This window comes from Mesobacillus maritimus (genome assembly GCF_023715205.1).
Taxonomy (GTDB): Bacteria; Bacillota; Bacilli; order Bacillales; family Cytobacillaceae; genus Mesobacillus_B; species Mesobacillus_B maritimus_C.
Genome location: NZ_JAMBNR010000028.1, coordinates 1 through 11,800 on the forward strand (window position 1 = coordinate 1; position 11,800 = coordinate 11,800).

Here is an 11,800-nt window from a genome sequence, read left to right on the forward strand (position 1 = left end):
AATTAAATAGTCTGGTGACGATGGCGAGAAGGTCACACCCGTTCCCATGCCGAACACGGAAGTTAAGCTTCTCAGCGCCGATGGTAGTTGGGGGATTCCCCCTGTGAGAGTAGGACGTCGCCGGGCATACCCAATTGGGTTATCTTTTTTCTTTTACTACATTGTAAATATAATATACTGGCCCGTTGGTCAAGCGGTTAAGACACCGCCCTTTCACGGCGGTAACACGGGTTCGAATCCCGTACGGGTCACCAAAGTTTTTTCGCGCTAGCGAAAAAAACTCTCCTTAATATCATTTTATTAGGAGAAGGTTATTTTTAACGTGGAGGATTAGCTCAGCTGGGAGAGCATCTGCCTTACAAGCAGAGGGTCGGCGGTTCGAGCCCGTCATCCTCCACCATTAAATTTTTACAAAGCAAAAATAACCTTCCATGCCGGCCTAGCTCAATTGGTAGAGCAACTGACTTGTAATCAGTAGGTTGGGGGTTCAAGTCCTCTGGCCGGCACCATTTATTTGTATGAGCCATTAGCTCAGTCGGTAGAGCATCTGACTTTTAATCAGAGGGTCGAAGGTTCGAGTCCTTCATGGCTCACCAAAGTTTTTTCACGATAGTGAAAATAACCATCCATTAATTCGCAGTAGCGAAAATAACTTACCACTTTATTCACGTCAGTAAATAATATGATTTTGCGGGTGTGGCGGAATTGGCAGACGCACTAGACTTAGGATCTAGCGCCGCAAGGCGTGGGGGTTCGACTCCCTTCACCCGCACCATATTTATTTCATAGATTATATTGCGCCCGTAGCTCAATTGGATAGAGCGTCTGACTACGGATCAGAAGGTTATGGGTTCGACTCCTTTCGGGCGCGCCATATAAACGGGAAGTAGCTCAGCTTGGTAGAGCACTTGGTTTGGGACCAAGGGGTCGCAGGTTCGAATCCTGTCTTCCCGACCATTACCATGGGGCCTTAGCTCAGCTGGGAGAGCGCCTGCTTTGCACGCAGGAGGTCAGCGGTTCGATCCCGCTAGGCTCCATTTTTAAAAAAGTATCACAATTTTAGAGACTTTTAATAAGATGTTTATTGGACCCTTAGCTCAGCTGGTTAGAGCAGACGGCTCATAACCGTCCGGTCGTAGGTTCGAGTCCTACAGGGTCCATATGATGGAGGAATACCCAAGTCTGGCTGAAGGGATCGGTCTTGAAAACCGACAGGCGGGTTAAACCGCGCGGGGGTTCGAATCCCTCTTCCTCCGCCATACATTTTTTCCATAATACTATTATCGCGGGGTGGAGCAACGAGCGTTACTTCATTGAAACACTGCGAGTTGTACCGGTCGAGCTTCTACTTGAATAAGCTTTCTGAGACCGGGACAGATAGTGCAAACATAGAGCATGAACAAATCTATGTAAAATAATATTATCGCGGGGTGGAGCAGTTCGGTAGCTCGTCGGGCTCATAACCCGAAGGTCGCAGGTTCAAATCCTGCCCCCGCAACCAAGTTTTTTCATGGTAAATTATAATTGGTCCGGTAGTTCAGTTGGTTAGAATGCCTGCCTGTCACGCAGGAGGTCGCGGGTTCGAGTCCCGTCCGGACCGCCATTACATAATAATAATCCAGTAGGTTTTCCTACTGTTGATATAGATTATGTTGTGTGGCTCAGTAGCTCAGTCGGTAGAGCAATGGACTGAAAATCCATGTGTCGGCGGTTCGATTCCGTCCTGAGCCACCATTTTTTTGGAGGGGTAGCGAAGTGGCTAAACGCGGCGGACTGTAAATCCGCTCCCTCAGGGTTCGGCGGTTCGAATCCGTCCCCCTCCACCACTTATTTATTAAAATAGCTTTTATTTATAGGGGTATAGTTTAAAGGTAGAACAGAGGTCTCCAAAACCTCCAGTGTGGGTTCGATTCCTACTACCCCTGCCAATATTAATATTGTGGCGGTCGTGGCGAAGTGGTTAACGCATCGGATTGTGGCTCCGACACTCGTGGGTTCGATTCCCATCGATCGCCCCATTTTTTTATGAAAACTTAATGATTAGACAGTTAGTGTCAACCAACTACAGAATTAATTCAGAAGTAGCTAATGCCTCTTAGTTTTGACTGTGGTTTTCTTTTGTCTTTGTCTAGTTCGTTCATTCAAAGGTGTTAATCATAAGTATGAATCATTGGGCTATAGCCAAGCGGTAAGGCACCGGACTTTGACTCCGTCATGCGCAGGTTCGAATCCTGCTAGCCCAGCCATTTACACAGGGCGGCATAGCCAAGTGGTAAGGCCAAGGTCTGCAAAACCTTTATTCACCGGTTCGAATCCGGTTGCCGCCTCCATATAATGCCGGTGTGGCGGAATTGGCAGACGCGCACGACTCAAAATCGTGTTCCGTAAGGAGTGTCGGTTCGACCCCGACCACCGGTATCCTAAAGTGAAATCTAGCTTTTATAAAAACATAAAACACTCACAAATGTTGATTCATCAATGTTTGTGAGTGTTTTTTTGTGAAAAAACAAAAGTTGAAGATGAGCTCTGAAATTATGATTTTATATGGTCGTCCTCGAAGATATTGGTGATCACCTAATTCTTACTAGCCTCCAATCATTTTTGCTGTGTTGTATCACTATCAGCAAATTTAGTTGGCAATTTAAAAAGGTGCTCTGGTAAATAGATAGTTTAAATCATCATGCAATTTCATGATTGAGTTGGCAACGTAACAAAGGAGGAGATAGTTTGACTGAGTAAAAAATGATAGCTAGGAATCTACCAAGCAGTGGATACGGTAAGGCAAGGATGGGCCAACAAGCTTGAGTTTTCCATTATGAGTGATTACTTTATTAAGTATTTTCTGTGCTTGCTAATAAAATAGCAACTACCACTAAGATAAGATTGGAAGAATTGGCGAGTATATGGCAGTTGATCTTTAAAGAGCACTTGATATTGTTTGGAGCTACTAGTCAAGTTTTTTTACTTTGAATTCACAATAAACTTCATTAATCTTATTTCTCCATAACGTAGGAAATTGTGAAACCTCAAAAACCTCAAAAACCTCTAACATACCAGAAACCATCTATTCAAATCACTAATTGATAGACTTACTTCTACCTAAAAACTAAGGCGCTAAAATATAAACCTCTTACCGTTAGGCTCTTTTCTTAAATTTTGTTGTTTTTATAGATAAAATGTGAAAAATTAGTTATGTTTTCACTGGAAGGTAACTTTTTGATTAGGAGAAAAGAGCCTGAAAACTTGTTAGAAAAGCACAAAATGGCTTATTCTGCGTTAAAATCGGCCTTAAGATTTTAACAACAATTCTTTAAGAACAGCCTTCCATAAAAAGCTCATTTCTCAAACTTTGGGCGGATAGGCAAGCTACCAAATTTGGGTTTATGCAATAAGTTACTTGTAGAGGTCGAAAGGGGTGAGAAATTGGGTAGACGTATCAAGCATAACGCACGTGACGTCGAGGAGTTAGCGAGGCTCATGCTGGCGGAAGCCATTGGTGAAGGAGCCCAGGGGATGAGTATGGTAGGGTCGGTTGTGGCCAATCGTGTGGAGGCTGACTGTGCTCCGGATTTTAAAAACCTGCGTAATATCAGGCATGCCATCTATCAAACGATCCCTGGAACTGAAATCCCCCATTTCGAACCCGTCTTAAATGGATCATTGTATACGCAACGTCCCTCAGAGGAAGATCTTCGGAGGGCCAGGGATTTGTTGCATGGTTATAGGGATCCTCGGGCGAAAATGAACTTGTGGTTTTTTAACCCTAGTCCAGGCCAAAAATACCGAGCTCCTTGTACCGCTACGATGCCAAGATCCCCAATGACGGTGTTCGATTTTGCTCATAAGAATCATTGTTTTTATGTGGCAGTACCGGGCTATTGCCCAGAGTTTTACCGATAATTAAAGGAGTTGATTTTTTCATGGGTTGTGGAAACTTTAGTTATTATCCTATGAATTATGGCTTGATGCGGGATAGTAGCATGGGACAACAGGGTCAAATGTCCGGCTACCCGGCGGCGGGTATGGCAGGAATGGCAGGTATGGAGGATATGCAGGGAATGCAAGGAATGCAAGGAATTCAAGGAATGCAAGGAATGCAAGGTATGACTTCAGGACCTACGTTTGCCGCTCCGGTGATGCCAATGGGGACTGGGCAGCAACTTTTAGCTGGTGTGGTGGAAGAATCGTTTATTGAAAACATCTTGCGCTTCAACAAAGGGAAAGTCGGGACGTTCTACTTTACTTACCAAGGAAATAACAAGTGGAATGCAATGGTTTACCGTGGGCGTGTAGAAACTGCTGGCCGTGATCATATCATCATTAGCGACCCTGGGAGCGGAAAACGCTATTTGTTGATGATGGCAAATCTCGACTGGGTAGAATTCGATGAACAAATTAACTATCCGCATACTGAAATTAATCCGGCGATCGAAATCGAGACATCAGAATAGGTCATAAGAAGCTGAAAACCCGCTATATTCCATTTTTTTGGAATAGCGGGTTCTTTTTGTTCCCATTAATAACAGAGCAATTTCAGCAAAAAGATTTATTTATCCTGTACACTCATGGAGAAATTGTTCCTATAACACAATTGGTGTTTTTTATATGAGAAACCTGACAGTTTCCCTTCTTTACTAATATCAATAAAAATTAAACAGAGCCTTTATTTTAAGTTTTTTATCTCAGTGGGTGAAGGGGAATCGGTTACATTTAAAAACTCTGAGACTGTGGTACTTTATTATCCATTACTCTTCGCTTTCCACTGAATTGGGTTGTAATGATGACTCCACTGATGACGATGAGCGTCCCAATGATTTTCATCAGAGTAATGGTTTCATCAAACCATAAATAAGCCCCAAACATTGTAATCACAGGTAAAAAGTTCAGGAAGATGGAAGCTTGGGAAGGACCCAGTAAATCAACGGCACGGTTATAAAACGCTAATGCGATTAAGGATGGGAAGATCCCAAGATAGGATAATGAGATGAAATGATTGAGACCATCAAATGACGGAACACCAGTTATTGTCCATTCAAGTAAAACAATTGGGAACAGCACGATGACGGAGATTCCCATCACTATGAAGAAAAAGGCCGACGTTGGAAATAAGTGCATATACTTTTTCACGTAAATAGAATAAATGGCCCAAGTAAGAATGGCGCCAACCATAATGCCGTCCCCAATATTCCACGCGATTGAACCGACTGCAAAAATCTTTCCATCCATCACGACCCAGATTGCACCTAAAAATGATAATAAAATGCCTAACCATTGCAAGGGTACTAATCTTTCTTTTAACAGATAAACACTAAAGATGACTGTCACAACAGGAATCACAGTTTCTAAAATGGAAACGTTTGTGGCTGTGGTAAACTGCAAAGCTCCGTATATGAAAGTATTGAAAAAGGTTACTCCTGTTAAGGTCATAATCAATAATGGGCGTTTATGCTCCCATAACGTTAAACGATGTTTCCAAGCAGCTTTCATTCCAATGGGAATTAAAATGATGAAAGAAATTAAGACTCGAAAAAACGCAATCGTAAACGGTGGGAGATCATTAATCGCTTTTCCAACTAGGATGTTCCCTGCATAAAAAATAACGACAAGCACCATTAACAGATAGGAATAAATCACTATAACCTCCTTTCCTATCAAAATACATATAGTTAAGATGTTATCATTTTTACTAGATAATGAATAGAATAAAAATTCTGACTTGTTGCACGTTCGTCGTTGGATTGGCTATAACCTATTTCATCTCAGTGAGAATGGTCTATCTTTCTATTAATTGACGGAAAAAACTTTTTATTCAGAGTATATTAGACAATATGGTAGCATTTCTAAGGGATTTCCTTCCTAAATTTAGGTCATTCTTTTATATACTAGCAGACTGGAAATAATCAGGGAATTTGCTGGTTGAGCGACTCTTCATTTTAACCTATCATTAATTTATATGAATTTTTAGTACCTTTGTCCCATATCAAATTTAGGAGGGAGGAATCCACTGAATTGAAATTTTTTAGAGCACTGGACAGGTTAATGATGAAACTTGAAGAGTATATTTTGAGCTTTTCTATTATTCTTATATCCGTTGTGATTATCGCAAATATAATTGCACGTGAAGTGTTTAATTCGAGTATTTTTTATTGGAATTTAGAGGTTAGTAAGTTTGCTATTGTAATCGCTACCTTTATGGGGATTGGTTATGCAGCGAGAAAAGGGCGACATATCAGTATGTCGGCATTTTATGATTTTGCTCCGTTTATGGGTAGAAAAGTTTTATCCATCCTTATCAATGGTGTTAGCGCCGTCATCCTTCTTGGCTTAGCCTATCTTTCCTTGGGATATGTGCAAGCAGAATTTGCTAAAGGCACCGTTACCCCAGCTTTACAAATACCGCAATATTTAATGGTTATCTTTATTCCCATCGGTTTTTTCCTAGGAGGAATTCAGTTTCTACGGAATATGTGGATCAATATTCGTGTGAAGAATAAAGTGTATTTAGGAATTGATGCAGAGGATTACAACGATCAAGAAAAGCGGGATATTAGCCATGAACTCCACATGTAAGCTTGTTTTAACATTACAGATAGAAAGGAATTTTTTATGGTAGCAACGCTGTTAGCCATTATGGTTGTTTTACTATTATTAAATTTTCCGATGATGATTCCTCTGATCGTAGCTCCAATTGCCGTTGCGTTTATCTTTTTTCCAAATTTGCGACCGGAATTGCTGATGGACCAGTTACTAACGGGGATTGAATCGCCAGTGTTGTTAGCTGTTCCATTGTTTATCTTTGCAGCAGATATCATGACATCAGGGAAAACATCGAATCGACTATTGGATTTTATCGGATCCTTTGTTGGTCATCTTCGCGGGGGATATGCGGTCACCACTTCAGCTGCATGTACATTGTTTGGAGCGATTTCAGGCTCTACCCAAGCAACAGTTGTGGCGATAGGGAAGCCAATGCGTGAGCGTTTATTAAAGGTTGGCTATAAAGACTCGAGCGCCATCGCTCTCATTATAAACTCGAGTGATGTAGCATTATTGATTCCACCGAGTATTGGCATGATTATTTATGCACTTGCAGCCGGAAGTGTTTCAGTTGGCGATTTATTTATTGCAGGGATTATCCCTGGACTTATGGTCTTTATCAGTTTTGCAATTTATAGTTATTTTTATGCCAGAATCAAAAACATTCCTTTGGCAGACAAGGTACCATGGAAAGATAGATTAGTATTTTTAAGAAAGGCGCTCTTACCTTTAGGGTTCCCAATCTTAATTGTTGGGGGAATCTATTCTGGGTATTTCACACCAACGGAGGCGGCAGCGATTTCTGTTCTTTATGCCTTTCTATTAGAAGTAGTAATCTATCGTTCGATTCATATAAAAGAAATACCGAAAATTGCGCTATCCACAGGGTTGGTTTCTTCCGCCGTATTTGTGCTAGTTGCTGGCGGTCAAGTATTTACTTGGGTTTTAGGGTATGCGCGAATTCCGCAACAAATTACCGAAGCGGTATTAGGAACTGAACCAAGTGCACTCTACGTGCTCATCATTGTTAGTATCTTTTTCTTTATCGGATGTATGTTTGTCGATCCGATTGTAGTCATTTTGATTTTAACACCGATTTTTGTTCCTGCTGCGGAGGCTGCTGGTGTTAGTTTGATTCATTTAGGTGTCATCATTACGTTCCAAGCAGCACTTGGGTCCGCGACGCCACCATTCGGGGTTGATATTTTTACCGCAAGTGCGGTGTTTAATAGATCCTATTTGGATGTCATCAGAGGAACACCACCATTTATTCTTATGCTGCTGATTATTTCAGTTCTATTAATTTTTATCCCAGAATTGTCGTTAATGCTGATACCAGGGTAAGAAAGCGGTTCCTACACGTGAAGTAGGAACCCTTTAATAAATTTAAAATTAACATTAGGGGGTTTTATTATCTTTCATAAAAAACGTATTCTAGCAATCTTATTGACGTTGACTTTAGGGCTGTTTCTAGCTGCGTGTGGAAACAATGAGGAAGCGAGTAGTGAAAGTTCAGGTTCCGATGGAGGATCAAGTGAATTTGAATCCGCTACTTGGCGATTTGTAACAGAAGAAGTTCAAGGTCAAGTCCAATATGTTTATGCAGAAGAGTTTGCGAAACGGATTAGTGAAAAAACAGATGGGAAAATTACGGTTGAACCGTATGAATATGGTGGGCTTGGGACCGAAACAGACCAAGTGGCCGCTTTGCAAGGTGGAGCAGTTGAGCTAGCAGTGATGTCACCAGGTTTTACTGGAAACATGGTAATGGAAGGCCAAATCTTTGCATTACATTTCTTATTCCCAGATAGCGTAGAGAAAACACAAGAAATTCTCAACACAAGTGAAGCATTAAATGTTGACTTAGTTGAAAAGTATGAAGCACACGGGATTACGCCACTTGCTTTTTGGACAGAAGGAGCAATGGCTTGGACGAGTAACGCTGGGGTAAGTGAGCCAGGTGATTTCAAAGGCTTTAAGATGCGCATTCAAGAGTCTCCTTTAATGCAAGAATCATATAAAGCGTATGGTGCAAGCCCGCAAGCATTGCCTTGGAGTGAACTTTACACGGCGCTCGACCGTGGAACGGTTGATGGACAAGAAAACCCTGTTTTCTTCATTTATGATGCTGCATTTAATGAAGTTCAAGATACCGTGACACTATCGAATCATAATAACTATGTTGCGATGACAACGGTGAATACGGATTGGTATAATAGCCAACCGGAAAATGTTCAAAAGTTGATTAGTGAAACAGTGAAAGAAATGCAAGATTGGGCATATGATGAGCAAGATCGTCAAAATACGGAGTTCTTGGAAAAAATGAAAAATGATACGGATAATCCAGTTGAAATCATTGAGCTTACAGAAGAACAACGCTCAGAGTTTCGAGAGCTTGCCCTTCCAATTCGTGACTATTATCGTGAGAACATCTCTACGGTAGAAGGAGCGATTCTTGATAAACTAGAAGAAGAGATTGAGGCAGCAAAATAAGAAAGAATGATAAATGAAACAAGCGGAGAAAACAATGGTTTTCTCCGCTTGTTTTTTGCTCCCAAGGGAAGGAGTAAACATAACCCACACTGACATTAAGGTTTTTCTTAGTAAGCTAATTCGCTTACCATCACTTGACCCACTTAACCACATCTTCATAAGGTCTCCGTGTTTTCGGACGAGTATTATTTTTACGGTAGCCGAAAGCTGGCATGACTGAAATGCTGTAATGGGCATCCTCTAATAAACCTTCTACACCTACACCTAAAAGCTGATTCATTTTTTCTATGTTAAATCCTTCTATCGGACATGAATCGATAGGTAAAAATCGTCTCGTTGAACCTCTTCGACTCGTTTGAGAAAACCCTCTAAAAGTTCTTCAGTAAACTGCGAGACATTTCGTAAATGATTTTGTAAATAATCAGAATTGTAGATTGTGTCTACCTTGGTTCTAGCAAGAATGATGAGGAAGTGACTCGCATCTGGAAGCTTGCTAAACGCTCACCACGAAGCATTTTTGATTTTTTCTCGAAGTTCCGGGTTTTGAATGACTACCAACCGCCATGGTTCAAAACCAAACGAACTGGGAGATAAACGCCCTGTTTCTAAAATAAACCGGAAGTCCTCCTTAGAGATCTTTTTCAACCTCTTTTGTGGCATGTCGGAAATGAAATGCATCTAAAACTCTCTGTTTCATTGTTTCTTTGTCACGCATATCCATCACACCTTTTTTCCTTTGTTGGAGGTAGAAATATCCATTTTATCTTTTGCGTGCTTTGAGGATTTTATGTGTTTAGGGGGAGTTCACACCGCCCTCTAGACTGCCTCTGTTACAATAACAAAAAGAGAAAAAGGAGACCAAGAATAGCGATTGACAAAGTAACTAGGAACAAAAGAATATCAATCCGGTTATTTTCAGGGCTCTCTTTTTTTTAAGTATTCTTTTCTCAATCTTTGTTGCTTTTGAACAAAAAATACGATTTTAGGGAATAATAAGGGCTTAGATTAGAATATATTGCAATTTCATATAAAGAATTGTTGTGGTCATGAAGGAGGATTTTTTGATTTAATGGTTGTATTTAAATATTAGGAGATTGAAATACGATTGATTAATCAATCTTAGAGGATGTCTGATTGAAATAAATGAATACTATGCCATGTTTCATTTGCGAAGAGGTTTAGCGATTATGGTAAACTAAAAGAGAAATGTTCTGTGTTAGGAAGGAGTCCGGGGTTATGGATTTACATAAAATGGTTTCAATGCTTTCGAAAAAAGAATTAGTCGAACTAGTTATGGATTTAACTGATGGAGATGAGGATGTTGCGAAAAAGGTAGAATATAAACTCAGCACGCCACATGATGAAGTCAAAGCTAGTAAACAACTGATTCGACAATATATTAACGAGAATAAGAGACGAGGATTTATATCATGGCGCAACGTCCATGCGGCGCTAAGGGGCGCGGAGATGGTGCTTGAAAAGGGCAGGAATAAACTTGTTAGCGGCGAAGAAGAGCTAGCGGTTCGTTTGGGGATTACTGTCCTATCGATTGTCATTGATATGCTCCAATACACCGATGATTCTGGTGGCGAAATTGGCTATATTGTGAATGAAAGTATGACGATGCTCAAAGATGCGTCCTCGTTAGTGCTGTTATCGACCGAGCATCGTGAACAAGATCGAATCTTTCAATTAATTTTAGATGAAGCCTTACATAAGCGTTATGATGGTTGGAATGACATTCGTCATGAATTATTAGAAGTGTGTACAATCTATACGGCACGTGCTTCGGCTCGGAAAAAATTAGAGAGTACTTTAGAGAAATTATTAACGAAGGTTTCTAGCATTTCTTCTTGGTCCTCGGACTATGATCAAAAGTCGATTAAAATGCTTCAATTGAAAGTGCTCGAACGGAATGGCGAGTTGGAAAAAGCGCAAAAGTTTATAAATGAAAACTTGAAATTTGATGAGTTCCGGGAAATGGCGATTGAAAAGGACATGGCAAATGAACAGTTCACATCGGCATTAAAGCTTTGTGAGGACGGGGAAGAAAATGATAGTAAATATCCTGGCCTTGTGAAAAAGTGGAAACAATATCGATTACAGATTTATGAAGCTCTAGAGGATCTAGACAAGCAAAAAGAGATTCTCAGAGAGTTTGTTTTTGATAATGATTATGAGTCTTATAATAAATTGAAGGAGTTTTATTCTCCAGAAGAATGGCAGCCGGTGGTCGATGAGATTTTCACAGAGCTTGAGGAGAAATCGGATCATTTGCCATATATTTATGAATACATGGCGAAAGCCGAAGAGCGCGAGGATAAAATTCTGAAATACTGTGAAGAATCCCCGATTACGGTCTTAGAGCTTTACCCGTACTTACTGGATGGATATGCTGCCAAAGTAGATGAGATTTTTACAAGTTTTCTTAAAAGTGAAGCGGAACAGGCGAGCGATCGCAAGCAATATCGCAGTGTATGCAAGAAACTTGAAATCTATCATAAGGCATGTGGGGAAACAAAGTTTCGTGGCATCGTAGAGGAGTTAAAGGAAACTTATAACCGAAAGCCGGCGTTTGTGAATGAGCTGGAGAAAGTGGAAAGGTTGTTTGGGTAAAAAAGGACGGTGGGAATGGTCCGCTCAAGAACTCTTTGAAAAATAAGTGACCAGGTCGTCTTAATGCTAAATGCGAGAGTTCTGTTCAACATTTTGTTCAGTGTAACCATCTTATTTGATCCTATTAACAGTTATTGGAATATGGATCGGGCTG

Annotated in this window: 7 protein-coding genes, 19 tRNA genes, 1 rRNA gene and 1 pseudogene; 26 read left to right on the forward strand and 2 right to left on the reverse strand. The window is 40.7% G+C overall.

The genetic code is table 11. From position 1 onward, the window contains the following. The first annotated feature begins 10 nt into the window (after nt 1–10). The 22 genes from rrf to gerQ all read left to right on the forward strand — a co-directional run bounded on the left by rrf (nt 11) and on the right by gerQ (nt 4,451). Nucleotides 11–126, forward strand: a 5S ribosomal RNA gene (gene rrf, locus M3182_RS24310). Between the two features lie 53 nt (nt 127–179). Then, nucleotides 180–254 (forward strand) — tRNA-Glu (locus M3182_RS24315). Between the two features lie 70 nt (nt 255–324). Further along, nucleotides 325–400: transfer RNA gene (locus M3182_RS24320), tRNA-Val, on the forward strand. Between the two features lie 33 nt (nt 401–433). Next, a tRNA-Thr gene (locus M3182_RS24325) sits at nt 434–509 on the forward strand. 11 nt (nt 510–520) lie between these two features. Further along, nucleotides 521–596: transfer RNA gene (locus M3182_RS24330), tRNA-Lys, on the forward strand. 94 nt (nt 597–690) lie between these two features. Next, nucleotides 691–775, forward strand: a tRNA-Leu gene (locus tag M3182_RS24335). 22 nt (nt 776–797) lie between these two features. Continuing rightward, nucleotides 798–874: transfer RNA gene (locus M3182_RS24340), tRNA-Arg, on the forward strand. Between the two features lie 6 nt (nt 875–880). Continuing rightward, a tRNA-Pro gene (locus M3182_RS24345) sits at nt 881–957 on the forward strand. Nucleotides 958–964: 7 nt separating this feature from the next. Next, nucleotides 965–1,037: transfer RNA gene (locus M3182_RS24350), tRNA-Ala, on the forward strand. A gap of 49 nt (nt 1,038–1,086) precedes the next feature. After that, a tRNA-Ile gene (locus M3182_RS24355) sits at nt 1,087–1,160 on the forward strand. 6 nt (nt 1,161–1,166) lie between these two features. Continuing rightward, nucleotides 1,167–1,259, forward strand: a tRNA-Ser gene (locus M3182_RS24360). 165 nt (nt 1,260–1,424) lie between these two features. Further along, nucleotides 1,425–1,501, forward strand: a tRNA-Met gene (locus M3182_RS24365). 25 nt (nt 1,502–1,526) lie between these two features. Continuing rightward, nucleotides 1,527–1,603, forward strand: a tRNA-Asp gene (locus tag M3182_RS24370). Nucleotides 1,604–1,658: 55 nt separating this feature from the next. After that, nucleotides 1,659–1,734: transfer RNA gene (locus M3182_RS24375), tRNA-Phe, on the forward strand. 7 nt (nt 1,735–1,741) lie between these two features. Beyond that, nucleotides 1,742–1,826: transfer RNA gene (locus tag M3182_RS24380), tRNA-Tyr, on the forward strand. Nucleotides 1,827–1,854: 28 nt separating this feature from the next. Beyond that, a tRNA-Trp gene (locus tag M3182_RS24385) sits at nt 1,855–1,928 on the forward strand. A gap of 14 nt (nt 1,929–1,942) precedes the next feature. Further along, nucleotides 1,943–2,018, forward strand: a tRNA-His gene (locus M3182_RS24390). Between the two features lie 153 nt (nt 2,019–2,171). Further along, nucleotides 2,172–2,246, forward strand: a tRNA-Gln gene (locus M3182_RS24395). A gap of 9 nt (nt 2,247–2,255) precedes the next feature. After that, nucleotides 2,256–2,330, forward strand: a tRNA-Cys gene (locus M3182_RS24400). Between the two features lie 6 nt (nt 2,331–2,336). After that, a tRNA-Leu gene (locus M3182_RS24405) sits at nt 2,337–2,418 on the forward strand. A gap of 1,005 nt (nt 2,419–3,423) precedes the next feature. After that, nucleotides 3,424–3,900 (forward strand): cell wall hydrolase, encoded by a 477-nt coding sequence (locus tag M3182_RS24410; protein WP_251436958.1) that lies wholly within the window; start codon nt 3,424–3,426, stop codon nt 3,898–3,900. Nucleotides 3,901–3,920: 20 nt separating this feature from the next. Next, complete coding sequence (gene gerQ, locus M3182_RS24415; protein WP_251560418.1) at nt 3,921–4,451, forward strand: spore coat protein GerQ; 531 nt, start codon at nt 3,921–3,923, stop codon at nt 4,449–4,451. A gap of 259 nt (nt 4,452–4,710) precedes the next feature. Here gerQ and M3182_RS24420 read toward each other — a convergent pair whose 3' ends face one another. Next, the gene (locus tag M3182_RS24420) at nt 4,711–5,634 is read right to left on the reverse strand and encodes a DMT family transporter (protein ID WP_251560420.1); all 924 of its coding nucleotides are present in this window, start codon (nt 5,632–5,634) and stop codon (nt 4,711–4,713) included. 375 nt (nt 5,635–6,009) lie between these two features. Between M3182_RS24420 and M3182_RS24425 the strand changes: the two genes are divergently transcribed. The 3 genes from M3182_RS24425 to M3182_RS24435 all read left to right on the forward strand — a co-directional run bounded on the left by M3182_RS24425 (nt 6,010) and on the right by M3182_RS24435 (nt 9,030). Further along, nucleotides 6,010–6,570, forward strand: coding sequence for a TRAP transporter small permease (locus M3182_RS24425; protein WP_251436951.1), 561 nt, complete (start codon nt 6,010–6,012; stop codon nt 6,568–6,570). 36 nt (nt 6,571–6,606) lie between these two features. Beyond that, nucleotides 6,607–7,881, forward strand: a complete 1,275-nt coding sequence (locus M3182_RS24430; protein WP_251436949.1) for a TRAP transporter large permease — start codon at nt 6,607–6,609, stop codon at nt 7,879–7,881. Nucleotides 7,882–7,983: 102 nt separating this feature from the next. Further along, entirely contained in the window at nt 7,984–9,030 is a 1,047-nt protein-coding gene (locus tag M3182_RS24435; protein ID WP_251436947.1) for a DctP family TRAP transporter solute-binding subunit, read from the forward strand. Between the two features lie 130 nt (nt 9,031–9,160). Here the strand turns inward: M3182_RS24435 and M3182_RS24440 are convergent. Beyond that, nucleotides 9,161–9,745 (reverse strand): annotated as a pseudogene (locus tag M3182_RS24440) (NAD(P)H-dependent oxidoreductase). Nucleotides 9,746–10,266: 521 nt separating this feature from the next. Here M3182_RS24440 and M3182_RS24445 point away from each other — a divergent pair. Continuing rightward, nucleotides 10,267–11,646: a DUF6880 family protein gene (locus tag M3182_RS24445; protein WP_251436945.1), complete on the forward strand. Its 1,380-nt coding sequence runs from the start codon at nt 10,267–10,269 to the stop codon at nt 11,644–11,646. Nucleotides 11,647–11,800: the final 154 nt, after the last annotated feature.

Excerpts from the sequence above, each read along its gene's own strand:
- gerQ (WP_251560418.1), top strand. The coding sequence starts at position 3,921 with ATGGGTTGTGGAAACTTTAGTTATTATCCTATGAATTATGGCTTGATG.
- M3182_RS24430 (WP_251436949.1), top strand. The coding sequence starts at position 6,607 with ATGGTAGCAACGCTGTTAGCCATTATGGTTGTTTTACTATTATTAAAT.
- M3182_RS24445 (WP_251436945.1), top strand. The coding sequence starts at position 10,267 with ATGGATTTACATAAAATGGTTTCAATGCTTTCGAAAAAAGAATTAGTC.